This is a genomic window from Paraburkholderia sp. Clong3, assembly GCF_050436485.1.
GTDB classification, from domain to species: domain Bacteria; phylum Pseudomonadota; class Gammaproteobacteria; order Burkholderiales; family Burkholderiaceae; genus Paraburkholderia; species Paraburkholderia tuberum.
The window spans coordinates 1,196,403-1,220,647 of sequence record NZ_JBNDMH010000003.1 but is presented as its reverse complement, the minus strand read 5'-3'; the positions used below and the strand labels follow the sequence as shown (position 1 = coordinate 1,220,647).

At 64.5% G+C, this 24,245-nt stretch carries 24 protein-coding genes and 3 pseudogenes; 21 read left to right on the top strand and 6 right to left on the bottom strand.

Translation table 11 applies throughout. The features are described 5' to 3' along the window. Nucleotides 1-4: 4 nt before the first annotated feature. Nucleotides 5-1,003: an SMODS domain-containing nucleotidyltransferase gene (locus OKW30_RS28960; protein ID WP_429348290.1), complete on the bottom strand. Its 999-nt coding sequence runs from the start codon at nt 1,001-1,003 to the stop codon at nt 5-7. Nucleotides 1,004-1,296: 293 nt separating this feature from the next. On the opposite strand from OKW30_RS28960, the gene OKW30_RS28955 reads away from it, so the two are divergent. The 4 genes from OKW30_RS28955 (at nt 1,297) to OKW30_RS28940 (ending at nt 4,836) form a co-directional block, all read left to right on the top strand. Beyond that, nucleotides 1,297-1,683: a helix-turn-helix domain-containing protein gene (locus OKW30_RS28955; RefSeq protein WP_429348289.1), complete on the top strand. Its 387-nt coding sequence runs from the start codon at nt 1,297-1,299 to the stop codon at nt 1,681-1,683. Nucleotides 1,684-1,687: 4 nt separating this feature from the next. Then, nucleotides 1,688-2,557 carry an ImmA/IrrE family metallo-endopeptidase gene (locus tag OKW30_RS28950; RefSeq protein WP_429348288.1) on the top strand — a complete coding sequence of 290 codons (870 nt, stop codon included), beginning with the start codon at nt 1,688-1,690 and terminating at the stop codon, nt 2,555-2,557. Between the two features lie 834 nt (nt 2,558-3,391). Continuing rightward, nucleotides 3,392-3,694, top strand: coding sequence for an ArsR/SmtB family transcription factor (locus OKW30_RS28945; RefSeq protein ID WP_184036555.1), 303 nt, complete (start codon nt 3,392-3,394; stop codon nt 3,692-3,694). Between the two features lie 83 nt (nt 3,695-3,777). Continuing rightward, nucleotides 3,778-4,836 carry an alkene reductase gene (locus tag OKW30_RS28940; RefSeq protein ID WP_184071443.1) on the top strand — a complete coding sequence of 353 codons (1,059 nt, stop codon included), beginning with the start codon at nt 3,778-3,780 and terminating at the stop codon, nt 4,834-4,836. A gap of 91 nt (nt 4,837-4,927) precedes the next feature. On the opposite strand, the gene OKW30_RS28935 is transcribed toward OKW30_RS28940, so the two are convergent. Further along, nucleotides 4,928-5,455 carry a GNAT family N-acetyltransferase gene (locus tag OKW30_RS28935; protein ID WP_184071445.1) on the bottom strand — a complete coding sequence of 176 codons (528 nt, stop codon included), beginning with the start codon at nt 5,453-5,455 and terminating at the stop codon, nt 4,928-4,930. A 150-nt stretch (nt 5,456-5,605) separates the two neighbouring features. Here OKW30_RS28935 and OKW30_RS28930 point away from each other — a divergent pair, with 150 nt between their 5' ends. The 4 genes from OKW30_RS28930 to OKW30_RS28915 all read left to right on the top strand — a co-directional run bounded on the left by OKW30_RS28930 (nt 5,606) and on the right by OKW30_RS28915 (nt 8,818). Further along, nucleotides 5,606-6,253 carry a VTT domain-containing protein gene (locus tag OKW30_RS28930; protein WP_184036546.1) on the top strand — a complete coding sequence of 216 codons (648 nt, stop codon included), beginning with the start codon at nt 5,606-5,608 and terminating at the stop codon, nt 6,251-6,253. A gap of 120 nt (nt 6,254-6,373) precedes the next feature. Next, entirely contained in the window at nt 6,374-6,826 is a 453-nt protein-coding gene (locus OKW30_RS28925; protein WP_184036519.1) for a MarR family winged helix-turn-helix transcriptional regulator, read from the top strand. Nucleotides 6,827-6,871: 45 nt separating this feature from the next. Further along, on the top strand, nt 6,872-7,438 hold the full coding sequence (locus OKW30_RS28920) for an isochorismatase family protein (RefSeq protein WP_429348287.1): 567 nt from the start codon (nt 6,872-6,874) through the stop codon (nt 7,436-7,438). Between the two features lie 63 nt (nt 7,439-7,501). After that, nucleotides 7,502-8,818, top strand: coding sequence for an MFS transporter (locus tag OKW30_RS28915; RefSeq protein WP_429348286.1), 1,317 nt, complete (start codon nt 7,502-7,504; stop codon nt 8,816-8,818). Nucleotides 8,819-8,869: 51 nt separating this feature from the next. Here the strand turns inward: OKW30_RS28915 and OKW30_RS28910 are convergent. Further along, nucleotides 8,870-9,122: pseudogene (locus OKW30_RS28910) on the bottom strand (LysR family transcriptional regulator); the annotation flags it as partial. A gap of 230 nt (nt 9,123-9,352) precedes the next feature. Here OKW30_RS28910 and OKW30_RS28905 point away from each other — a divergent pair. The 3 genes and pseudogenes from OKW30_RS28905 to OKW30_RS28895 all read left to right on the top strand — a co-directional run. Then, nucleotides 9,353-10,756, top strand: a complete 1,404-nt coding sequence (locus OKW30_RS28905; RefSeq protein ID WP_184071452.1) for an MFS transporter — start codon at nt 9,353-9,355, stop codon at nt 10,754-10,756. A gap of 50 nt (nt 10,757-10,806) precedes the next feature. After that, nucleotides 10,807-10,947, top strand: a pseudogene (locus tag OKW30_RS28900) (gfo/Idh/MocA family oxidoreductase); the annotation flags it as partial. Continuing rightward, a pseudogene (locus OKW30_RS28895) lies at nt 10,938-11,024 on the top strand (type II 3-dehydroquinate dehydratase); the annotation flags it as partial. The pseudogenes OKW30_RS28900 and OKW30_RS28895, both read left to right, overlap by 10 nt. Nucleotides 11,025-11,061: 37 nt before the next feature. Here OKW30_RS28895 and OKW30_RS28890 read toward each other — a convergent pair. Next, a complete protein-coding gene (locus OKW30_RS28890) occupies nt 11,062-12,141 on the bottom strand; it encodes a hypothetical protein (RefSeq protein WP_187617784.1) in 1,080 nt (359 codons plus the stop codon). 119 nt (nt 12,142-12,260) lie between these two features. Between OKW30_RS28890 and OKW30_RS28885 the strand changes: the two genes are divergently transcribed. From OKW30_RS28885 to OKW30_RS28875, 3 genes are all read left to right on the top strand, one after another. Next, complete coding sequence (locus OKW30_RS28885; protein ID WP_429348285.1) at nt 12,261-13,166, top strand: LysR substrate-binding domain-containing protein; 906 nt, start codon at nt 12,261-12,263, stop codon at nt 13,164-13,166. Nucleotides 13,167-13,264: 98 nt separating this feature from the next. Then, nucleotides 13,265-13,939 (top strand): HAD-IA family hydrolase, encoded by a 675-nt coding sequence (locus OKW30_RS28880; RefSeq protein WP_429348284.1) that lies wholly within the window; start codon nt 13,265-13,267, stop codon nt 13,937-13,939. Between the two features lie 34 nt (nt 13,940-13,973). After that, nucleotides 13,974-15,122, top strand: a complete 1,149-nt coding sequence (locus tag OKW30_RS28875; RefSeq protein ID WP_429348283.1) for a DSD1 family PLP-dependent enzyme — start codon at nt 13,974-13,976, stop codon at nt 15,120-15,122. Nucleotides 15,123-15,131: 9 nt separating this feature from the next. On the opposite strand, the gene hpaR is transcribed toward OKW30_RS28875, so the two are convergent. Beyond that, nucleotides 15,132-15,539, bottom strand: coding sequence for a homoprotocatechuate degradation operon regulator HpaR (gene hpaR / locus OKW30_RS28870; RefSeq protein WP_018424961.1), 408 nt, complete (start codon nt 15,537-15,539; stop codon nt 15,132-15,134). Between the two features lie 191 nt (nt 15,540-15,730). Here hpaR and OKW30_RS28865 point away from each other — a divergent pair, with 191 nt between their 5' ends. From OKW30_RS28865 to hpaI, 7 genes are all read left to right on the top strand, one after another. Continuing rightward, complete coding sequence (locus OKW30_RS28865) at nt 15,731-16,504, top strand: fumarylacetoacetate hydrolase family protein (RefSeq protein ID WP_429348282.1); 774 nt, start codon at nt 15,731-15,733, stop codon at nt 16,502-16,504. Next, a complete protein-coding gene (locus OKW30_RS28860) occupies nt 16,501-17,259 on the top strand; it encodes a fumarylacetoacetate hydrolase family protein (RefSeq protein ID WP_429348281.1) in 759 nt (252 codons plus the stop codon). Before OKW30_RS28865 ends, OKW30_RS28860 begins: the two co-directional genes overlap by 4 nt. Before the next feature lie 40 nt (nt 17,260-17,299). Beyond that, nucleotides 17,300-18,757 carry a 5-carboxymethyl-2-hydroxymuconate semialdehyde dehydrogenase gene (gene hpaE / locus OKW30_RS28855; protein WP_429348280.1) on the top strand — a complete coding sequence of 486 codons (1,458 nt, stop codon included), beginning with the start codon at nt 17,300-17,302 and terminating at the stop codon, nt 18,755-18,757. A gap of 82 nt (nt 18,758-18,839) precedes the next feature. Then, nucleotides 18,840-19,703, top strand: coding sequence for a 3,4-dihydroxyphenylacetate 2,3-dioxygenase (gene hpaD, locus OKW30_RS28850; RefSeq protein WP_429348279.1), 864 nt, complete (start codon nt 18,840-18,842; stop codon nt 19,701-19,703). 19 nt (nt 19,704-19,722) lie between these two features. Next, on the top strand, nt 19,723-20,121 hold the full coding sequence (locus OKW30_RS28845; protein WP_429348278.1) for a 5-carboxymethyl-2-hydroxymuconate Delta-isomerase: 399 nt from the start codon (nt 19,723-19,725) through the stop codon (nt 20,119-20,121). Nucleotides 20,122-20,128: 7 nt separating this feature from the next. Continuing rightward, a complete protein-coding gene (gene hpaH / locus OKW30_RS28840; protein ID WP_429348277.1) occupies nt 20,129-20,932 on the top strand; it encodes a 2-oxo-hept-4-ene-1,7-dioate hydratase in 804 nt (267 codons plus the stop codon). 10 nt (nt 20,933-20,942) lie between these two features. Continuing rightward, the gene (gene hpaI, locus OKW30_RS28835; protein WP_429348276.1) at nt 20,943-21,746 is read left to right on the top strand and encodes a 4-hydroxy-2-oxoheptanedioate aldolase; all 804 of its coding nucleotides are present in this window, start codon (nt 20,943-20,945) and stop codon (nt 21,744-21,746) included. Nucleotides 21,747-21,767: 21 nt separating this feature from the next. On the opposite strand, the gene OKW30_RS28830 is transcribed toward hpaI, so the two are convergent. Further along, a complete protein-coding gene (locus tag OKW30_RS28830) occupies nt 21,768-24,089 on the bottom strand; it encodes an EAL domain-containing protein (RefSeq protein WP_429348275.1) in 2,322 nt (773 codons plus the stop codon). Nucleotides 24,090-24,245: the final 156 nt, after the last annotated feature.

The following is a 24,245-nucleotide window of genomic DNA, read 5'->3' as shown; positions in this document are numbered from 1 at the left end:
CTCATTAGGCGAACCCCTCGTGCTTGTTGGGCAGCACTGGCGTGGCGGGGAAGGTGAGGCCCGCGCCGACCGCGGGGCGCAGCAGCGACGATGCCGTGAACTTGGTAGCACCTGCAGCAGCCGGGAAGCGCGGCCCGAAGATCGCACGCCACCGCTTCAGGGCTACATCGTCGTCGGTCTCGTTCTTGGCCTTGCGCGCCAGGGCCGCGTGCTCCTTCACCTTGTCATAGAAGGTCTTGAACTCGTCGAACGTGACGTTGGAGAACACGTTGTTACCAGGCACGCCCGGGTCCTCCACGAACGGCACTTGGTCGAGCAGAACGTGGACGCTGTGGGCGTCGCGGATGGCCTCGAGCACCTCGACGAACAGCGTCTCGTAGTTCAGCTGCGAGTAGCTCATGTGCTTGGCGACCAGGCACTCAAGGATGAAGCCTTTGGGCCGCCGCAGGGCCGACAGGTGACATCGGCGCCACCACTTTACGATCTTCACGAGCGGCTTTAACCGGCTACCCGTGTCGCGGTTGACGTCGACGGTCCACTGCGTGTGGGCGGCTGGGTTCGTCGTGAGCCACTTCTTGAGCTCGATGTCAGGGATGAGGTAGCCTTCTCCGTCCTCGATGACCGCGACGACATCCATGTCGACGCCAGCCAGGGTTACCGCAATGGAGCGCCGGTTGACTTTCAGGTTTTGGTAGCCGGCGTCGACAAGCGCCTGATGCAGGGCATCCAGGACGTCGTGCGGGTCGTCCCCATGGGTGTGGTTGGTCACCACGATGATGTCGACGTCCGGGCGCTGGAGCACCCCGTCAATCTTTTGGGGGCGGATTGCCGTGTCGCGCCTATAGGAGCCAGACAGGAACGTCTCAACGTGCAGCATTGAGAAGTTTTCGTCGGTGCGCAGTGCTTCGCGCAGCGCGTTGTGTGCGCTGGAGCACGCGCTTACCGTCGAGGCTGACGGCTCGATTTCGCTGAGGAAGTCAAGAAACTGTTGCTGTGTCGTCATACAAGGTCCTACTGGCAGATTGTTGCATCTAGGGCCGCGCTATGGCACAGTCTGTTGTTCTATGCAAACAACGCGGTCTAATCATGCCAGCTGGCGGTTATACCCAATTCAAAAGGGTATTTAGCGTATCCGTTGTCTGGCTGGACAACAGTATAGCACGACGCGCGCTATCGTTAGAAAGAGGTGCACAGCTCCCGGCAACCCGCTATGCTGTTGGGCAAGGACCGCAGACCGCGGCGGCAGCACGGGGCTCTGCCAGGCGCCTGCCGCGCTCGCTCATTCAGGAGATTTCAGTGGCACAAACTGGCTTAGGCATTGCGCTTCGCACGCTTCGAGAGCGACGAACGCTCTCACTTCGAGAGATGGCCCAGCTCTCATCCGTCGATCACGCATACGTCCATCGTCTGGAGACCGGCGAGAAAACCAGCCCATCCCAAGAACTGATCGGCAAGCTGCTCAAGGTGCTTAAGCCTGCCGAGCGCGACGCTGAGATGGTGAAATGGCTGGTCGACCATCCTGATATCGATCCGGATTTGGTGGGTTACGTGCTGAGCCAGCCGGACATCGGAGTGGACATCTTTGCCGCGGCCGCAGGCGTTCGCCATCGTGGCAATGCTCGCCCAGACCCCGCGACGCTCATCGCCCGCATCAAACGCGCATTCGAAGAAGACGACGAGTAACCTTATGGACGAATCCCAGGTTCAGCAGCGCGCCCGTGCCTTCATCTCCGGCCTGGAGATCAAGGACGTGCGCGACGACCTGTCGGTCTACGTGAATGCCGCCAACGCGAAGATCGTCAAGGAGGAGCTCGGCGAAGGTGAGTCTGGCTACACTGTCACGAAGCCCAATGGCAAACACGTCATCACAGTGAACTCGTTGGAGCCGGAGGAACGGCAACGCTTCACCATCTGCCACGAAATTGCCCACATCGAGTTGAGGCTGCATTCTAGCCACGAGGAAGTTCCCTCATGGTCATACGCGAAGCGTCACATCAACGAGGTGATGTGCGATATCTTCGCAGCGGAATTGCTGATGCCCTACATGCAGTGGAAGGCGCTGGTGCCCAAGACTGAGCCCTCGCTGGACGTGCTCGAGTACATGGCTGGCCAATTCCGTACTTCGTTCCCGGCTGCGGCGTCTCGCTACGCGAACCTTGCGGACATCCCTTGTGCATACGTGACCATGGAGCGCGGAGCCATACGCTATGCCGCTCGCTCCACGATCCTACGCAAGGTCGGCGCCTGGATTGCGCCAAAGTCGCCTATCCCGCCTGGCTCGGTGGCGCACCGTTTGCGTCAGAGCGGGGCGAGCCAGGCAGACACCGGCGAGGTAGCGCAAGACATCTGGTTCGAGAACTGGGACAAGGGACTCGACCTGTGGGAGCTAGCTCGCCACTACGCGAGGACGGACACGACCGTCGCGCTGCTATGGTTCGAGGAAGAAGACCTACCCGAAATCGAGACGACGCGGTTTGGCGTTCGAACCGTCGAGGACGACGGCCTGAGCGAACTTACCGGCGAGCTGCCTTGGCCTGGCCGAAGCAGGCGTCGTTAGTGGTGCGCATGGAACGAAGGCTAAGACCATGAAGGTTCAAGAGCTGTTTTCGTCATCTCCCGCGTACCGTGACTAGGTACTTCTCGTGCTACTGGGCGACCGTTTGAAGTTCTGCGCGACGGCAAATGGATTGCGGGGCGATTCGAACGGCTGGAACGCAAATCCTCGGCACCGGAATATTCCCTACGGACCGGGTCGAGTGCCTGTGGTGGCTCGCCGCAGAAATCGTCGCACCGTGAAAGCGGACATCCGGGGGTGGGTTGCCGCAGGGCGATGCTCAACGACCGCTGCGCCGATGAGCGACCCCTCCCTTGTTGATCCGCATCACTAACACGACGGACGAACAGTCCTGATCATGCCGAAGATGGCGGAAACGTTGGAGCGCCGCCAAGATGCCCCTAAAACGCCACGTTCGCCCGTCGCCAAGATCGCAGACCGAAATCGAAAGCAGAATGAAAATTCCCGGCAAATCGTTATTGGACGCGGCGGGTGCAGACATATACTTAGTGATCCGAAAATAAAGCGGAGCGGCATGCCGTTTTTTCCAGCCTTTCGGGCCCTTCCGAAGTGGCGGAACAAAAAGAAAGATTGCAAATTAAAACAAATACATGAGCGACAATTCCACTATATGAGACGCCGGGTGCGCTCTTTTTTGTGCGTTTAGAGCGCCGCAACGAAAGTGCGGACTTTTTTGTATGTCGATGCCTATCGCCCCATCCCCAGTAGTGTTTTCACCCATATCGTTAAGTTCCGATATATGATTCGTTCTGTAGCGATGCATGTCGCGCACGCCATGCGGCGTGCCGGTTGCCGAATCACCTGAAAACCATCCACATGACGCCCGATTTCGACGCGATCCACAAAGCGCTGGCCAACCCGGTCCGCCGGGAGATTCTCGGCTGGCTGCGTGAGCCGTACGCGCATTTTGCCGATCAGGAGTTGCCGCTCGACCACGGCGTGTGCGCGGGCAAGATCGACTCGCGCTGTGGCCTGTCGCAGTCCACCGTGTCGGCGCACCTGGCCGCGTTGCAGCGCGCGGGGCTCGTCACGTCGAAACGGGTTGGTCAATGGGTGTTTTTCAAACGCAACGAGCCCGTCATTCAGGCGTTCCTCGAATACATGAACGCGAAGCTCTGAGCGCCGCATTCGCATCGCCGCGCTTCTTTTTTCACGCAGTTTTTTGAGGCTCGGGCCTTGCCCGCCGCCAAAGGTGAACTCTTATGCCGACTCTTTTCGATCCGCTGCAAATTGGCGATATCACGCTGCCGAACCGCATCATCATGGCGCCGCTCACGCGTCAGCGCGCCGAGGAAATCCGCGTGCCGAACGCGTTGATGGCGCGCTACTACGCCGAGCGCGCGAGCGCCGGTCTGATCCTCAGCGAAGCGACATCGGTCACGCCGCAAGGCGTCGGCTACGCCGAGACGCCGGGCATCTGGTCGCAGGAGCAGGTCGAAGGCTGGAAGCTCGTCACGCGGGCCGTGCACGAGGTGGGCGGCAAGATCTTCCTGCAACTGTGGCACGTCGGCCGTATTTCGGATCCGGTGTTCCTGAACGGCGAGCTGCCGGTCGCGCCGAGCGCGATCGCGGCGGGTGGTCACGTGAGCCTCGTGCGTCCCGAGCGTCCGTTCGTGACGCCGCGCGCGCTCGAACTCGATGAAATCGCCGGTGTCGTCGAAGCGTTCCGCAAGGGCGCGGAAAACGCCAAGGCCGCGGGCTTCGATGGCGTCGAAGTGCACGGCGCGAACGGCTATCTGCTCGACCAGTTCCTGCAGGACAGCACCAACAAGCGTACCGATGCCTACGGCGGCCCGATCGAAAACCGCGCGCGTCTGCTGCTCGAAGTCACCGACGCGTGCATCAGCGTGTGGGGCGCAAACCGCGTCGGCGTGCATCTCGCGCCGCGCCGCGACGCGCACACGATGGGCGATTCCGATCCGGCCGCAACGTTCGGCTATGTCGCGCGCGAACTCGGCAAGCGCAAGATCGCGTTTATCGCGGCACGTGAAGCGCTCGGCGACGACCGCCTCGGCCCGCAGTTGAAGGAAGCGTTCGGCGGCCCGTATATCGCGAACGAGAAGTTCACCAGGGAAAGCGCGCAGCAGGTGCTCGACTCCGGTGAAGCGGATGCGGTGGCCTGGGGTCAGCTGTTCATCGCGAATCCGGATCTGGTGCGCCGCTTCGCTGAAGATGCGCCGCTGAACAAGCCGGTCCCGGCGACGTACTATGCGCGCGGCGAAGTCGGCTACACCGATTATCCGGCGCTCGAAACGGTGTAAACGGTAGCGACAGCGGGCTGATGTCCGCTGTATGAAATGACAAAGCGGCGGGCGTGACTGAATTCCAGTCACGCCCGCCGCTTTTTGTGCGCTAGACAAGCTCGCGCCGCATAAACACCCGTTTCGATTCATCGAGTCCGCGCGCGATATGCGCGTCGCGCCGAGCGAGCAACGCCGCGTCGAGCTCCGACGTGTCGAGATCGCGAAACCCGAGCCGCCGGTAATACGGCGCATTCCACGGCACGTCGCGATACGTCGACAGCACCAGCTGTGTCAATTGTCGCGCGCGCGCGATTCGCGCGACCTCTTCGATCAATGCCGCGCCGATGCGCCTGCCCGCGTGCGAGCTCAGCACATCGAGTTCCTGAACGTAGATGCGCGTCGGCTGCGGCTCGAACATCACGAAGCCCGCGCAGATCGTCTGCTGGTCGAGCGCGACGATGATCTCGCGCGCTTTGATCTTGCGCTCGACGACCTCGCGCGCCATGGGCGGCGCGTCGGCAATCCCGGTCATGCCGACGCTGACGAAACGCTGGCCCGCTTCGAATTCGATGGCACGAATCGTTTCAGCATCGTGCAAAGCGGCAAATCGGAAGGTGATGGCGGAATCGTGCGACATGGCGTTGCGTCCGATGAAGACCGCCCGAGTTTGACATCGGCACCGCAACATCGACAAGCGGCATATGGCATAAACTCGCGCAAGCGCCCTGCACGCACGCTCGCGGGACTACACTCATCACATCCGAACGCCACCCGGGGCCACGCCAAGATGAACCTGATGAACGTGCTGCAGATCGCGCTGCACCTCGACCAGCACCTGAGCGCGCTGATCGTGCAGTTCGGCACGGCAATCTACGCACTGCTGTTTGTCGTCGTGTTCGTCGAATACGGTTTTCTGCCGCTGTTCTTTCTGCCCGGCGATCCGCTGATCTTCATCTGCGGCGCGCTCGCGGCCACCGGCGCGTTGAACGTGTGGATCATCGCGCCCGTGCTGTTCGTCGCGACGGTCGCCGGCAGCAGCGTCGGGTACGCGATCGGCCATGCGGTCGGCGACAAGGTCTATACCCGCAACTACTACTGGCTCAATCGCGATGCGCTGCGCCGCGCCCACGTGTTCAGCGAGACGCGCGGCCGCCTGACCTTCCTGCTGTCACCGTACATCGCCGTGGTGCGCACGTTTGCACCGTTCGCCGCGGGCGTGTCGCGCATGACGTTCTCGCGCTTCGTCACGTTCGTCACCGCCGGCGCGGCGCTGTGGGTCGTCTCGCTGATCGCGGGCGGCTATCTGTTCGGCAATGTGCCGGTGGTGCGCGAGCATCTGAGTTCGCTGGTGTTGCTAGGCCTCGCGCTCGGCGGTGCGATGCTCGTCGGCGGAGCGGTATGGCGCTTTTTCAACCGGCGCGTGCGGGCGCGCTGAGGCCATCGCGGCGACGTTTCGGCGTACGGCCTCCCGCCACCTCAAAACTTGACCCGGGCGAGATACGAAGGTAACCTTATCAGGAAACCTTCACATCATGTCATCGCACGAGTTCACCGCATGACCCAATCCCCTCCCGCAGTTACGCCGGAAGAACTTCATACGCTCGCCGAAGATCTGCGCGTGCTGACGGGCAAGCTGCGCCGGCGTCTGCGCGAAGAGTCGCATGTCGGCGACTTCACGCCGTCGCAGGTGCAGGTGCTGAACTTGCTGGAACGCGAAGGCCCGGCCACCGTCACCTCGCTCGCGCGTGCGCACGGCATGCGGCCGCAGTCGATGGGAGAAACGCTCGCGGTACTGAAAGCCGCGGGGCTCGTCAGCGGCACGCCCGATCCTAACGATGGACGGCAGACGGTTCTGTCGCTGACACCCTCCTTTCGCAAGAAGGTCAAGGCAAGCCGCGCGGCACGGGAAGACTGGCTGTACCGCACGATTCAAACGCGTTTCACGGCAGCCGAACAGCAACAACTCGCGACGGGCGTCGATCTGCTGAAACGTCTCGTCGATTTGTAACTCGCGATTCGCGCACACGCGTCTCGCCACTCGCAGGAGCACTTCATGGCACTCACGACTCTCGACGCCAAAACCGCACTGGTCGTCGTCGACCTGCAGCGCGGCATCGTCGCGCTGCCCACCGCCCCCCATCCGGCCAGCGAAATCGTCGAACGCTCGGTTACGCTGCTCGATGCGTTCCGCCGCCACGGCCTGCCCGTCGTGCTCGTGAACGTCACCGCCGGCGCACCGGGCCGCACCGACCAGGGTCGCCACTCCGCCGACTTCCCGCCCGACTTCGCCGACCTTCTGCCCGAACTGAAGCAGCAGCCGTCGGACCATCTGGTCACGAAGCGCACGTGGGGCGCCTTCACGAACACGGACCTGGCCGCGTATCTGCAACAGCAAGGCGTCACGCAAGTGGTGCTCGTCGGTGTCGCGACCAGCATCGGCGTCGAATCGACCGCGCGCTTCGCGAGCGAGGCGGGCCTGAACGTCGCGCTCGTCGTCGACGCGATGACCGATCTGAACGCCGACGCGCACACCAACAGCATCACGCGCATCTTCCCGCGCCTCGGCGAAACCGGCACGACGCGGGAAGTGCTCGATCTGCTAGAACGTTCGCGCGCTTAAAGCCTGAATTGAAGCGGGCCGCTACCCGCATGCGGCCCACCCCGCGTTGAGGAAACCCCTGCCGTGAGCACCACGTTCCGTTCGCTGCGCATATTCAACTATCGTGTCTGGGCGAGCGGCGCGATCGTCTCGAACATCGGCACATGGATGCAGCGCACGGCGCAGGACTGGCTCGTGCTCACCGAGCTTACGCATCACAACGCGACGGCGGTGGGCATCGTGATGTCGCTGCAGTTCGGACCGCAGATGCTGTTGCTGCCGCTCACCGGCTACGCGGCCGATCACTTCGACCGCCGCAAGCTGCTGTTCGCGACCCAGGCGGCAATGGGTACGCTGGCGCTCGCGCTCGGTCTGCTCACGGTCACGGGGCTCGTGCAGCTATGGCAGGTCTACGTATTCGCGGGCCTGCTCGGCTGCGTGACCGCGTTCGATTCCCCCGCACGCCAAACCTTCGTATCCGACCTCGTCGGCGAACGCGATCTCGCGAATGCCGTCGCGCTGAACTCCACGTCGTTCAACGCCGCGCGCATGCTCGGGCCAGCGGTCGCGGGTCTGTTGATCGCGTCGGTGGGCAGTGGCTGGGTGTTTCTGATCAACGCGCTTTCGTTCGTCGCCGTGCTCGGTGCACTGCGCATGCTGCGGCTGGACCAGTTACATATCAAGCCGCGCAATGTGCGCTCGCGCGGCAGCTTCGTCGAAGGCTTCAAATATGTCTGGACACGCCCCGATCTGAAGGCGGCGCTCCTGATGCTGTTCCTGATCGGCACCTTCGGCCTGAACTTCCCGATCTTCATCTCGACGATGTCCGTCACCGCGTTCCGTGCGGGCGCGGGCGAGTACGGCGTGCTCAGCTCGACGATGGCGATTGGCTCGGTCACCGGCGCTCTGCTCGCCGCGCGCCGCGCGCGGCCCACCATGGGGCTGCTGCTCGGCGCCGGCGCGATGTTCGGCGTCGGCTGCACGGCAGCTGCGCTGATCGCGATCGGCGTGTCGACGCAGACCTTCACCACCTCGACCAATAGCCTCGTGCAACTGACCACCGAACCGGCCATGCGCGGCCGCGTGATCGCGATCCTGCTCGCGATCGCGCTCGGCGGCACACCGCTCGGCGCGCCGGTGGTCGGCTGGGTCGCCGACCGTTTCGGGCCGCGCTGGGCGCTCGGCGTCGGCGCTGCATCGGGCTTCGGCGCCGCGCTCGTCGGACTTGCCTATCTGATGCGATACCGGCAACTGCGTTTCTATCGCGAAGGCTGGCGCCTGCGTTACAGCATCGAAGATCCGCGGCCCGTCACGGCCACCGCGGTCATTCCCGACTCCGTAACGACGGTTCAGCGTAGCGAGCTGGACGAGGCGGAAGAGGATACGGCTTCGAGCGTGTAAAAGCGCAAGCGTGTGAGCACCGGATCCTGGCAGGCGCAGCTCAGAGTCCGCCACGCCGCGCGTCGCCAGTGCACACGGTCCGTGCGTCAGCTGCTCCCTGAGAAACTCGATGCACACCTGAATCCGCGCCGACGACGACAAGCGCTCGGCCGTCGCCGCCCACACTCCCGTATCCCTCCTTCGCCCACTGCACGACGATGTCGCTCAGATTCGACGCGACCGTGCCCGTCATCTTCACGCTCCTTTCGCCATGCGGCCCGCTCAGGCGCCAGACCCCGAAGCGGTCGTCGCGGCCGCGAAACAGTGGGGCAAGGGGCAATCGTTTGAAGCCGGTTTGAATGCAATGCCCGGCGCACTGAGGCCGTGGTTAACCCGAAGTGCGCCGCGCCAGCTCGTGACACACGTCGATCCATCCCGTTGTGCCGCACCGCGGCAACGAGACCAGGAAAATCCTGGCTTGCGCGGCGCCCGTTTAAGGGCGCCAATGATTCAGCCGTAGAAGCTGACAAAAACATTTCCCATTCAGGAGGCGTCATGCAAACGAACGCATCGGCAAGCAGCGGGCATAGCTCGCAGGCGCGCAAGGCTACCGCCAGCGGCTGGATCGGCTCGGCACTCGAGTACTACGATTTCTTCATCTATGCGCAGGCCGCCGCCCTGATCTTTCCTCAGCTGTTCTTCCCTTCCGGTAATCCCAAGATCGCGATCGTCGCATCGCTCGCAACCTACGGCGTCGGCTACGTCGCGCGGCCGATCGGCGCGGTCGTGCTCGGGCACTGGGGCGATACACACGGGCGCAAGAACGTACTGCTCGTCTGCATGTTCCTGATGGGTCTGTCGACGATGGCGGTCGGTCTGCTGCCGACCTATCAGCACGTCGGCTTTCTCGCGCCGGTGCTGCTCGTCGTGCTGCGACTGATCCAGGGCTTCGCGGTCGCTGGTGAAATCTCGGGCGCCAGTTCGATGATCCTCGAACACGCGCCATTCGGGCGACGCGGCTTTTACGCGAGCTTCACGCTGCAAGGCGTGCAGGCCGGCCAGATTCTGGCCGCCGCGGTCTTCCTGCCGCTCGCCTATTTCATGAACGACGCCTCGTTCAATGCGTGGGGCTGGCGCATTCCGTTCCTGCTCAGCGCGGTCGTGCTGATCGCCGGCTACATCATCCGCCGCGAAGTCGAGGAAACGCCCGCGTTCGAGAAGGAGGACGCGAGCGGCGGCGTGCCGCGCTCGCCGATCGTCGAAGCGTTCAAGTACAACTGGGACGACATGCTGCGCGTCGTGCTGTGCTCGCTGATGAACGTGATCCCGGTCGTCGCGACGATTTTCGGCGCGGCGTACGCGGTGCAGCCGTCGTACGGGATCGGCTTTTCGAAGAGCCTGTATCTGTGGATTCCGGTGATCGGCAACATCGTCGCGGTGCTGGTGATTCCGTACGTGGGCAATCTGTCCGACCGGATCGGGCGGCGTCTGCCGATCATCGTCGGCTCGCTCGGCGCAGGGGTGCTGTCTTTCGCGTATCTGTACGCGATCAGCATCCACAACGTGCCGCTTGCGATGGTGATGTCGATCCTGATGTGGGGCGTCATCTATCAAGGCTACAACGCGATCTTCCCGAGCTTCTATCCGGAACTGTTCCCGACCCGTTCGCGCGTCTCCGCGATGGCGATCGGCCAGAACATCGGCACGACGATCACCGCGCTGCTGCCGGCGCTGTTCGCTTACGTCGCGCCTCCGGGATCGCACAACGTGCCGCTGACGATCGGCGCGATCACGTTCGCCATCACGATCGTCTGCGCAATCGCCGCATGGAGCGCGCGTGAGAACTTCCGTGTGCGGCTTGGCGACCTCGGCGCAAAGAACGTCGTGCCGCTCGACAAGCTCAGCTACGACGCAATGCGCGCGCAGAGCATGGCCGACGCGAAAAAGGCCGCTGCTTGAGCCAGTTGCCCTTTAACGCGTCTTGATCAGGACTTTCAGGGAACCCGCTCATGAACCGCACCCGGATCGCCGTCGCCGGCGGGGGGTACATCGGCCGCGCCCATCTGGCGGTCGCGCAGCAAAGCGACGCGTGCACGCTGTCGGCGATCGTCGACCCGTCGCTCGCGGCCGAGGCGGGCGTGCCGCTCTGGTCAAAGGACAGATTTGCGGCTTCGGCGTGGACAGCTATCTGCTCGGGCTGCGCGCGGCGGTATCGGCGGCGGGCTAGCCACGGGAACGCGCCGCGCGGTGCTGGCCTCGCACGGCTAGCGCCATGTTTCGGTCAACTCGTTGGCCAGCACCATCTTCTGGCGCACCGCCTCGACGAAGGCCGCGTCGATGCCCGCCTGCGCCTTCAGGAATTTAAGCGCGGCGGAATGCACGGCGCGCAATGCGCCGCCGTCGATGCCCGTCATACGCGCCGCGCCGCGGCGCGTTTCCTCGACCAGATCGCGCGCGCTCGTGAAGTCGGGCGACAAGCCGCATTGCGCGTCGAACGCAGCGCGCAGACCGGCCGCGTAGTCGCGCGACTCGCCGAGCCGCTCCATATCGATCAGCAAATCGACGCCCTCGCCCATGCGCAGCGCGCAGAGGATCCACAACGCAATGAACGCGCGATACGCGTTGTCGCTGTCCACCGTGCGCGCGAATTGCTCGCAGGCGACGGCATACGCGTCATCGGGCATCGACGGTAGCGGCGGCAGGCGTACGCCGCACACGCCGATCGCTTCGCGCACCAGCGGGTCCATCTGATTCAGACCGAGCACGCGAAACGGCGCGGCGACAAAGAATGCATTGCTCCACTGCTGCCGCAGCATCCAACCCGATGCGAACTGCGATGCAGGATTGCGCAGCACGCCCACGTGCAGCGCCTCGGCAAACGCGCGCTTCAGCCACGGCAGACGACCGCCCGTGCGGCAAAACTTGAAGACGGGCACGCGGCCCTGCTCGATCGTGTGCTCGCTCAGCGCGCGCAGATAGGCCTGCAGTGAAGGGAATGTCGCATCGGGATCGCGCGTAAAGCGATCGATGCTGAAGCGCCGGTCGTAACCCGCCACGCCGCGCGCATCTTCGCGCAGAAACGGGCGGTATTCGTCGAAGTATGGTGCGGCGAGCGGCGGGTGCCCCGAGGTCAAGGTCGGCCGCGAGGCGGGCACGTCGGCGGGTTTGAGATCGGCGAGCACATTGCTGAGCGGCTCGTAAAAACCGGCCGCGCGCTCGTGTTCGCGCAGCCGCGACCACACCCACGTGCCCGCGCTGCGCCAGCCCGTGTGCAGAAAAACCGCCTGTTTCAGCGGAGTATTGGGCGTGGCGTCGTACGCGGACGACTCATGAGGCAACGGCATGGGACTTCTCTTCCAATGATTGGATCAATAGACTGGAAGCGCCACTTTACCCTGCGATCGATCCGGACGCATTATGCTGCGAGATTCCCCGCTCCCGCCATTGCACCCACCTCGCACCCATGAACGATTCGGCCGATATTCGCTTCCTGCTCACGCTGCGCGCGAGCGGCAGCCTGATCGCCGCCGCGCGCCGACTCGCGCTGTCGCCGTCGGCGGTCACGCAGCGCCTGCAGCAACTCGAAAAGAAGCTCGGCATGCAGCTCGTGAACCGCAGCGCGCGCCGCCTGCAATTCACCGACGAAGGCCTGCTGCTGTGCGAGCGCGGCGCCGAACTTATCGAGCAGTTCGACGCGTTGTTCGACGATCTGCAAACGCGCCGCGGCGGCCTCGTCGGCACGCTCAAGATCAATGCGCCGCTCGGTTTCGGACGACGCCATCTGGCGCCGCTGATCGGCGAGTTCCAGCAGCAGAACCCCGACATCGACGTCGCGCTGACGCTGTCCGACCGGCCCTTGACCGAAACGCTCGATCGCTTCGATATCGTCGTGCATATCGGCGAGCTGCCGCCGTCGAACCTGGTCGGCTATACGATCGCGCCGAACGCGCGCTTCGTCTGCGCGGCGCCCGCGCTCGTCAGGCGAATCGGCCAGCCCGAATCGCCGGATGCGTTGAGCCGGCTACCGTGCATCGTGCTGCGCGAAAACAATGAGGACGTGTCACTGTGGCAGTTCAGCAAGGGCCGCACGCGCCGCGGCGTGCGCGTGTCCGCGCATCTGAGTTGCAACGACGGTGACGTGATCCGCCAATGGGCCTGCGAGGGACGCGGCGTGATTCTGCGCTCCGAATGGGACGTCGCCGAGGATCTTGCGAAGGGCAAACTCGTGCGTCTGCTGCCGGGCTGGAAAGCGCCGGACGCGAACGTGATCGCGCTCACGCATCAGCGGGCGGGACTGCCCGCGCGCACGCGCCATTTCATGCAGTATCTGCAAGGCCGCTTCAGGCCGTTGCCGCCGTGGCGGCGGTGATTCAGTCCATCTGAATCTAACAGTCAACCTACCTGAACGCTGAAGTACTATCGCAAACCTATAATTGACTCATCCTCAACAGCCGGCCCCATGCAATCATGACTGCCGCCGCCCATTCCACCGACACCCCTGCCTACCCCGACGCGGTCCTGTTCGACCTGCTAACCGCCCTGCTCGACTCGTGGACCTCATGGAACCGTGCGGCAGGCTCCGACGAAGCGGGCCGCGCATGGCGTGCCGCCTATCTGCGTCTGACATACGGCTGCGGCCGCTACGTTCCCTACGAACAACTGGTGCGCGAGGCCGCCGCGCAAGTCGGTTTGTCCGAATCGGCCGCGAACGCGCTCCAGGCGAACTGGCTGAACCTGACGCCGTGGCCCGGCGCGCTCGGTGCGTTGCGCGCGCTCGCGCCGCACTGCAAGCTCGCGGTCGTCACCAATTGCTCGACGCGGCTCGGCTCGCAGGCGGCCGCGATCTTGCCCGTGCGCTGGGACGCGATCGTGACCGCCGAGGAAGCCGGCGTCTACAAGCCGGACCCGCAACCGTACCGCCTCGCGCTCGACAAGCTCGGCGTCGAGCCGCGCCGCGCCGCGTTCGTCGCCGGCTCGAGCTATGACATGTTCGGCACCGCGGCCGTCGGCTTGCGGACCTACTGGCACAACCACGTCGGCCTGCCGCTCGTCACGGGAGCGCAGGCGCCCGAGGTCGAAGCGGCATCGCTCGATGGGCTGGTGCCGTGGCTCGCAGGCTTTGGCCGCAATCGTCGTCACTGAATCTCCAACCTCACCCTGCTCCTCAGGTGCAAACATGAAACTCGAACAGATCGAAACCCCGGCCGCGCTGATCGACGTCGCGCGGATGCAGAAGAACATCGCGCGGATGCAGGGGCGGATGAATGCGCTCGGCGTCGCGTTCCGGCCGCACGTGAAGACCACCAAGTGCATCGACGTCGTGCGCGCGCAGATCGCCGCCGGCGCGCGCGGCATTACGGTGTCGACGCTGAAGGAAGCGGAAGCGTTCTTCGCGGCCGGCGTCAACGACATCCTGTATGCCGTCAGCATGGTTCCGTCGAAGCTGCCGCGCGCGCTCGCGCTGCGCCGCCAGGGCTGCGAACTGAAGCTCGTGGTCGACAATCCGACCGCCGCCACGGCGATCGCCGCGTTCGGCGACCAGCACGGCGAAACGTTCGAGGTCTGGATCGAGGTCGATACGGACGGACATCGCTCGGGCATCCAGCCCGAACAGCAGACGTTGCTCGACGTCGGGCGGATCCTGCACGAGAACGGCGTGAAGATCGGCGGCGTGATGACCCATGCGGGTTCGAGCTACGAGTTGAATACGCCTGAGGCGCTCGCCGCGCTCGCGGAGCAGGAGCGCGCGGGCTGCGTGCGCGCCGCCGAACGGTTGCGCGAGGCGGGCATCGCGTGTCCGGCCGTCAGCGTCGGTTCGACGCCGACCGCGCTCGCCGCGCGGCATCTCGAAGACGTCACCGAGGTGCGCGCGGGCGTCTACGTGCTGTTCGATCTGGTCATGCACAACGTGGGCGTTTGCACGCTCGACGACATCGCGCTTAGCGTACTCACGACCGTGATCGGTCATCAGGAAGACAAAGGCTGGGCGATTCTCGACGCGGGCTGGATGGCGTTAAGCCGTGATCGCGGTACGTCGCGGCAGTCGCACGATTTCGGCTATGGGCAGCCGTGTTTGCTCAATGGCACGTTGCTGCCGGACTATGTCGTGAGCGGCGCCAATCAGGAGCATGGGATTCTTGCGGCGGTTCCGGCCTATGCGCGAGCCGATGCACAGGCCGACGACATCGCGCAGCGCTTTCCGATCGGTATGAAACTGCGCGTCCTGCCGAACCACGCTTGTGCGACCGGCGCGCAGTTCCCCGAGTATCACGCGGTTGCGCCGGACGGCAGCAGCGTCGAATGGCAGCGATTTTACGGCTGGTAAGCCAGCGCGTCACTCATCCTCTTCCGACAAGCCCGCCAACAGATCGTCGACCGCGCGATACACGCGCTCGACGATCTCCGGTCCCACTTTGCGCTCGAGCTCGCGATAGTGCGCCTCGAGATCCTTCGAAATCACGCGCACCAGTTCGACGCTCGTATCGGTCAGCGACACGAGCACGCGCCGCTGATCCTCCGCGAAACGTTCTTTCGTCACGAGTTCCATGCTCTCCATGCGCGCGAGCACGCCGGCCATGCTCGGGCTCGAAATCGTGCAGATGTCGGAGATGTGGCGCGGCTCCATCGGGCCGTGCTCGTTGAGCGCGCGAATCACTCGCCATTGCTGCTCGGTGAGTCCATGCGCGGTGATCAACGGACGAAAACGCTCCATCATTTTTTCGCGGGCGCGTAACAACAGCATCGGCAAATTGCGGTGCAAAACTCGGGTGGACGCAGCGGACATGGTGGCAAGGAATCAGAAAAAAACAGCTGTCGAAGCTTACGGGAAAACCCGCGATCAACCGGCAGCCTATTGACCGTCGATGATATCAAGCGGGATACTACTAACATCTTAGTGTTTTCGCAAAACTTTCGCGACGAGGCTGCGCATTTATGTTTGCCCTTGCCGATCATCTGCTGCATCCCGAAGGCGACGCGCTGCCTCGCGACGTGGACGCGCACACCGCGGCCGCGTTGCTGGCACGCGGCGTTGCGTGTCGCGCGCCGGTCAGCGGCGCCGTGTACGGCACCCTGCTGAACGATCGCGCCGCCTTGAACGCGCTGGGCGACGCAGTGCATGCGGCACCGTACAAGGCACCGCCGAAAGCGCCGATTCTGTATCTGAAGCCGCGCAACACGCTGGCCGGGCATCGGGCGCGCGTGGTCGTGCCGGATAACACGCTCGGCGTCGAGGTCGGCGCGTCACTCGGCATCGTGATCGGCCGTACCGCGACGCGCGTCGGCGTCGAGCGCGCGGCGGACTACATCGCCGGCTATACGCTGGTCGGCGATCTGAGCGTGCCGCATACCAACGTGTATCGCCCGAACGTGCGACTGCGCGCATGCGACGGCTTCTGCGTGATCGGACCGGCGCTCGTCGCCGCGCGCCACGTCGCCGCGCCGGATCGGCTCGACATCGCCGTCTCGCTGAACCGCGCCGAACCGTTCACGGCAAGCACCGCAACCTCGGTGCGCAACGTCGCGCAATTGCTCGCCGACGTCACCGATTTCATGACGCTGAACGCGGGCGACGTGCTCACGCTCGGCGTCCGGCACGGCTCGCCGGTCGCGCACGTCGGCGATACGGCCACGCTGTCGATCGGCACGCTGCCGCCCTTGACCATATCGTTCATCGGCATGGATCAACACAACGGAGAACCGTCATGATGCGCGGCCGCGTCGCCTATGCGGGAGCGATTCACGAAGCGTATCCGCACGAGCAGGGTGTCCGCCTCGCCGACGGCCGCGTGCGTCGCGAGGACGAAGTGGTCTGGCTTGCGCCGATCGAAGTCGGTACGATCTTCGCGCTCGGCCTGAACTACGCCGAGCACGCGAAGGAATTGCAGTTCAGCAAACAGGAAGAACCGCTGGTGTTTCTGAAGGGGCCCGGCACGGTGCTCGGCCATCGCGGCCTCACGCGTCGCCCCGCCGACGTCACGTTCATGCACTACGAGTGCGAGCTCGCGGTCGTGATCGGGCGAACCGCAAAAAACGTCGCGCGTGAAGACGCCATGCAGCACGTGGCGGGCTACATGATCGCGAACGACTACGCGATTCGCGACTACCTCGAAAACTACTATCGCCCGAATCTGCGCGTGAAGAATCGCGACGGCGGCACGGTGCTCGGGCCCTGGTTCGTCGACGCCGCCGACATCGCCGACGTCACGCAGCTCGAGCTGCGCACGTTCGTCAACGGCACGCGTCAGCAATGCGGCAATACGCGCGATCTCGTCACGGGCATCCGCGCACTGATCGAATACCTGAGCAGCTTCATGACGCTCGCGCCCGGCGACGTGATCCTGACCGGCACGCCCGAAGGCATCGTCAACGTCAACACGGGCGACGAAGTCGTCTGCGAAATCGACGGCCTCGGCCGTCTCGTCAACACGATCGCCTCGGACGCGGACTTCGGCCGCGCCTGATCGACAGCAAAAACCCACCGAACAGCGAAAGGACAAGGCAATGCCGATCGACCATCTGATCAACGGCGAGGCGTGCACCTCGAGCGACTATTTCGAAACCGTCAATCCGGCCACCCAGGAAGTGCTCGCCGAGGTCGCACGCGGCGGCGCGAAGCAGATCGATGCGGCCGTGCAAGCGGCCAAAGGCGCCTTCCCCGCCTGGGCTGCGAAACCCGCCGCGGAACGCGCGAAGCTGATCCGCACACTCGGCGAGCTGATCACGAAGCACGTGCCGGAAATCTCGGAGACCGAAACGAAGGACACCGGCCAGACGATCTCGCAGACGCGCAAGCAACTGGTGCCGCGCGCGGCCGACAACTTCAGCTATTTCGCCGAGATGTGCACGCGCGTAGACGGCCACACGTACCCGACCGACTCGCATCTGAACTACACGCTGTTTCATCCGGTCGGCGTGTGCGCGCTGATCTCGCCGTGGAACGTGCCGTTCATGACGGCCACCTGGAAGGTGGCGCCCTGCCTCGCGTTCGGCAACACCGCTGTGCTGAAGATGAGCGAGCTGTCGCCGCTGACCGCCTCGATGCTCGGCAAGCTCGCGCTCGAAGCGGGCATCCCGGCGGGCGTGCTGAACGTCGTGCACGGCTATGGCAAGGAAGCGGGCGAGCCACTCGTCGCGCATCGCGACGTTCGCGCGGTGTCGTTCACCGGGTCGACCGCGACCGGCAATCGCATCGTGCAAACCGCGGGCCTGAAGAAGTTCTCGATGGAGCTTGGCGGCAAGTCGCCGTTCGTGATCTTCGACGACGCCGACTTCGAACGCGCGCTCGACGCCGCGGTGTTCATGATCTTCTCGAACAATGGCGAGCGCTGCACCGCGGGCTCGCGCATTCTCGTGCAGCGCTCCATTTACGCGCGGTTTGCCGAGCGCTTCGTCGAGCGCGCGAAGCGCCTGACGGTGGGCGATCCGCTCGCGGACAGCACGATCGTCGGCCCGATGATCAGCCAGGGGCATCTCGCCAAAGTGCGCAGCTATATCGAACTCGGCCCGAAGGAAGGTGCCACGCTTGCGTGCGGCGGGCTCGATACGCCCGAGTTGCCCGACGCCTTGCGTCACGGCAATTTCGTCACGCCGACCGTGTTCGTCGACGTCGACAACCGTATGCGCATCGCGCAGGAAGAGATCTTCGGACCGGTCGCGTGCCTGATTCCGTTCGACGATGAAGCCGAGGCGATCCGTCTCGCCAACGATATTTCGTATGGTCTGTCGAGCTATATCTGGACCGAGAACACGGGCCGCGCGTTGCGCGTGGCGGCCGCCGTCGAAGCCGGCATGTGCTTCGTGAACAGCCAGAACGTGCGCGATCTGCGCCAGCCGTTCGGCGGCACGAAGGCGTCGGGTGTGGGCCGTGAAGGCGGGACGTGGAGTTATGAAGTGTTCCTCGAACCGAAGAACGTCTGCGTGTCGCTCGGCTCGCATCATATTCCGCGCTGGGGCATTTAATCGCGACGTCAAACGAAATTGCTAAAGCATGGGACCGGAGTAAGAGCTGACGCTCTAACTCCGCTCGACACTGGAGACCGCGATGGGCAAACTCGCGTTGGCAGCAAAAGTTACACATGTGCCGTCGTTGTATTTATCCGAGCTCGACGGTCCGCACAAGGGTTGCCGTCAGGCCGCGATCGACGGACACCATGAAATCGGCCGACGCTGCCGCGAACTTGGCGTCGATACGATCGTCGTGTTCGACGTGCACTGGCTAGTGAATAGCGAATACCACATCAATTGCGCGCCGAAGTTCGAAGGCGTGTACACGAGCAACGAGCTGCCGCATTTCATCAGGAACATGCCGTACGCGTATCCGGGCAATGTCGGGCTTGGTCAGCAGATCGCGGACGTCGCCAACGAAATGGGCGTGAAAAGCCGCGCGCACAGCGAGACCACGCTCGAGCTCGAATACGGCACGCTGGTGCCGATGCGCTATATGAACGGCGATCAGCACTTCAAGGCGGTGTCGGTGGCGGGCTGGTGCATGTGGCACGACCTCGCGACCAGCGCGTGTTTCGGCCTCGCGGTACGCAAGGCCATCGAAGAACGCTACGACGGTACCGTGGCCATTCTCGCGAGCGGCTCGCTGTCGCATCACTTCGCGAACAACGGCACGGCCGAGCAGTTCATGCACAAAGTCTGGAGCCCGTTCCTCGAACAGATGGATCGCAGCGTGGTGCGCATGTGGGAAGCCGGCGACTGGAAGACCTTCTGCGACATGCTGCCGCTCTACAACGAGAAATGTTGGGGCGAAGGCGGCATGCACGATACCGCGATGCTGCTCGGTGCGCTCGGCTGGGATCGTTACGACGGCAAGGTCGAAGTCGTCACGCCTTATTTCGGCAGTTCGGGCACCGGCCAGATCAACGCGATCTTCCCGGTCACGCCGCTACCCGTCTGACACTCGCGAAGGGATCGCCATGCCTCACTTGACACTCGAATACAGCGCCAACCTCGCGGACGCGCAACGCCTCGGCGATCTATGCAAAGACCTCGCGCAGTGCCTCGACGCGCAGCGCGATAACGGCGAGCGCGTCTATCCGCTCGGCGGCATCCGCGTGCGCGCGCTGCGCTGCGACCAGTACTGCATCGCCGATGGGCGGCCCGACGCCGCGTTCCTGCACGCGAATCTGAAGATCGGCGCGGGCCGCCCGGAGGCCGTCAAGAAGGCGACCGGCGACGCGCTGTTCGCGCTGATCAAGCAGCGCTTCGCCACTGAGTTCGAACGGCAGGGGCTCGCGTTGTCGCTCGAAATCAACGAGTTCAGCGAAGCGGGCACCTGGAAGCACAACAATCTGCACGCGCGGCTCAAGGGCTGACATCATCATGCTAGACGAACAAACCATCCGCGACCTCGCCGCGCAACTCGATCACGCGGAAAAGACCCGCACGCAGCTGCGCCATTTTTCCGTGCAGTATCCAGAGATGACCGTACTGGACGGCTACGCGATACAACGCGAGTGGGTCAAGCTGAAACTCGCCGAAGGCCACGTAATCAAGGGCAGGAAGATCGGCCTGACGTCGCGCGCGATGCAGCGCTCGTCGCAGATCGACGAACCGGACTACGCGCCCCTGCTCGACAGCATGTTCATCGAAAGCGGCCAGGACATTCGCGTGGATCGCTTCATCGCGCCGCGCGTCGAAGTGGAACTCGCGTTCTTGCTGAACAAACCGCTGAAGGGCCCCGGCGTCACGCTGTTCGCTGTGCTCGACGCGACCGCGTACGTGAGCCCGGCCGTCGAAATCATCGACGCGCGCATCGAGCAGTTCGATCGCGAAACACGCGCGCCGCGCAAGGTCCATGACACGATCTCCGACTTCGCCGCGAACGCCGGCGTCGTGCTCGGCGGCCGGCCGGTGCGTCCGCTCGACGTCGACCTGCGCTGGGTCGGCGCGTTGCTGTACAGGAACGGCGCGGTCGAGGAAAGCGGGCTCGCGGCGGCGGTGCTCAACCATCCGGCCATCGGCGTCGCGTGGCTCGCCAACAAAATTGCTCCGCACGACGAATCATTGAATGCGGGCGACGTGATCCTGAGCGGCTCGTTCACGAGCCCGATTCCCGCCCGCGCGGGCGACACGTTCCACATCGACTATGGCCCGCTCGGCGGCATTGGTTTGAATTTCATCTGAACGCATCAATATGTCCTTGCCGAAAAACTCCTTCAAACGCGCGCTCGCCGAAGGCAGACCGCAGTTCGGCCTGTGGGCCGCGCTCGCCGACGCCTACGTGACCGAGCTGCTCGCCACCGCCGACTTCGACTGGCTGCTGATCGACAACGAGCACGCACCGAACGACGTGCGCAGCACGCTGTCGCAATTGCAGGCGGTCGCCGCGTATCCGTCGCATCCGGTCGTGCGGCCGGTACGCAGCGACGCCGCGCTGATCAAGCAGTTGCTCGACATCGGCGCGCAAACGCTGCTGCTGCCAATGATCGACACGGCCGCGCAAGCGCTCGATGCGGTCGCGGCCACGCGTTATCCGCCGCAAGGCATTCGCGGCGTCGGCAGCGCGCTCGCGCGTGCGTCGCGCTGGAATCGCGTGCCCGACTATCTGGACACCGCCGCCGACGAACTGTGCGTGATCGTGCAGGCGGAGACCGTGCAGAGCCTCGACAATCTCGTGGAGATCGCGCATGTGGATGGCGTCGATGGCGTGTTTTTCGGGCCGTCGGATCTGAGCGCGTCGATGGGATTGCTCGGCAAGCCGGGCGACGCGCGGGTGCGCGACGCGATTCGCCACGGCATCGATACCGTGCGCACCGCTGGCAAGGCAGCGGGCGTGCTCGCCCCTGATCCCGCGCTGGCGGCCGAATATCTGGCGGCGGGCGCGACCTTCGTCGCGGTCGGCACGGACACCGGCTTGCTGAGCCGCGCGGCCGCGGACCTCGCCGCGTCGTACAAGGAGCTGGCGGCGAGCGCGCCGCAGGTCAAAGGCGGGTATTGAAGCGAAAGCCTTTCACTTCCCCTACTCGCCCGCCGGCCAAGGCAAGCCTCGCGCCGACCAATCCAGCTCGACCCCCATCACACAGCGCCCGCTCGCCATCTGCACGGCAAGTGTCACTGCGATGCACGGCCGCCCGCTCGCGAGCGACAGATAAGGATTACTGGTGACCGCCTCGCCGGGCAGCAGCACCGCATTGCGGAAGTACGGCCGATGATCCCAGCGCGCATCGCGCGGATTCGCGACCGGCTGCAGCGACGCCGCGTCCTCGCACCACGCCGGCCCACGCACCTCGTGACCGATCTGGCGGCCGGTGTCGTCGAGGATGAAACAGCTGATGCAACGCTTGAAGGTGGCGAGCAGCGCGAACGCGTCGTCCATCATGGCGCCGGCGCGCAAGCCGTCGGCCGCGCGCCGCAGTTCGAGCCGGTACGGCTCCATTTCCGATTCGAACAACGCATGCTGATGCGCACGGCCCTGCGCGATCACGTCGAACGCATCGTCGATCTGGCGATGCACCGACTCGGGCGGCGCGATCTCTGCCGCGGGCCGCCCTAGCAGATAGCCCTGCGCGAAATCGACATTCGACTCGACCGCGAGAATCAGCTCGTCGGCCGTCTCGACGCCTTCGACGACCACCAGCATCCCCGCCTGGTGCAGCAGCGACACGAGTTTCGGCAGGATCGGCTGCTGCGTGCCGTACGTGGTCGCGCGAATCAGCTCGCCGTCGAGCTTGACGAGGTCCGGCCGGATCCGCAGCAGCCGGTCGAGATTCGACTGGCCCGCGCCGAAGTCGTCGACTGCGATCAGGAAGCCGTGCTGGCGATAGCGCGCCGCCGCGCGCGACATCTCGTCGACGCTGCCGCCATGCGATTCGAGAATCTCCAGAATCACGCGCTCGGGTTCGAGCCCCGCGACGCGCACGATCTTCGTCAACTGGTCGGCGTAGCCTTCGGCGACGAAGGTGGACGGCAGGATGTTCAGGAACAGCCACGCGTCGCCGGGCAGCGCGCGACGCGCGTTGCCGAGATGCACCGCGTGGCTCGCGCGGTCGAGCGCGCCTTCGTCGCTCGACGGCTTCGGCGCGAACATCACGACCGGCGGCACCAGCGTGCCGTCGCCATGCTCTCCGCGCAGCAGCGCTTCGAAGCCGACCTGCTTCTGATGCGACAGGCTGTAGAGCGGCTGAAAGTGCGAGATCAGATAGAAGTCTTCCCAGCGGTAACGCGCCGCGTCGGCGCTCGGGTCGCCGAACGGTGACTGCAGCGCGTCGAACGGCAGCGCGCGCTCCGCGCAGACACGGTTGCGCCCCGTCTGCTTCGCGCGCAGCAACGCTTCGTCCGCGCGATCGAGCAGCATCATGAAGCTTTCGCCGCGCCGATGCTCGGCGACGCCGAAGCTCGCGGTCAGATGGCCGTCCGGCCGTTCGATCGCGGCGATGTCGAGGCGCAGCCGCTCGGCGAGCTGCAGCGCGCCGGTGAGATCATCGTCGAGCAGCAGCGCGAATTCCTCGCCGCCGATGCGGCTCACGCTTTGGTAGAGCGCAACCGCGTCCTTCAGCACCTGCGCGACCTGGAACAGCGCATGGTCGCCGACCGCATGACCGAAGCGGTCGTTGAGCGACTTGAAGCTGTCGATGTCGAGAAAGATCGCGCTGATCTGCGCCCCTGGCGCCAGCGTCTCGAGGCGTCCCTCCGCGTGCTTGACGAACGAGCGACGATTTTGCAGGCCGGTCAGCGGATCGGTCGCCGCGAGTTGCGCGAGCTGGCTCTCGAGCAGAAAGTGATTGCGCCGGAAACGGTAGAAGCCGAAATGGAATACCGCCGCCGTCGGCGCGCCGATCGCGATGACCCACGTCCACACGGCCGCCTCGACCTCGGGCGCATGAGCTTTGCCGCGCAGCAGCGCGATGGCCGCCGCGTAGAAGACCACGCTGCCGGTGACGAAATGCGCGGGCGTGAGCCATAGCGGCGCCGCGCAGATCGGTATCACCACGAATGCGGGCAATAGCCACGGCAACGGATACGCGAGGCCCTTCGCGTTCAGCACGAGCCCGGCGATCAGCACCAGTTCGTACGCGACGCCGATCGCGCCGAACAGCGCCGTCGACTTCGCGCGCGGGATCGCCAGCACCAGCAGCGCGAGCAGGAGCGCGCACAGCAGCCGGTACGCGAGCGGCCCGGCCGGTGCGCCGACCAGTTCGCGCGCCGTTACCATGCACAGGAACGCAACCACCGTGAAGCCCATCGTCACGAGGGAAAGCGGCCGCTGATGGTCGAGCGAGCGCCGGTGAAAGCGCTCACGCATGCTTGGCTCGGGGAGGTGCTGCGTCGGGATGGCAGACATAGATGGCTGATCAGGGTTTCCGGTCACTCCGCCAATAGTTATCGGCAAACGTTCGATAAACATTTATGGCTAACGTAACGCGACGTATAAATTCGGCGCCTGCGTGCTTGAAAGTCGCGCTGCGTTTCCACTTTGCGATCCGGCGATCGGGTCACC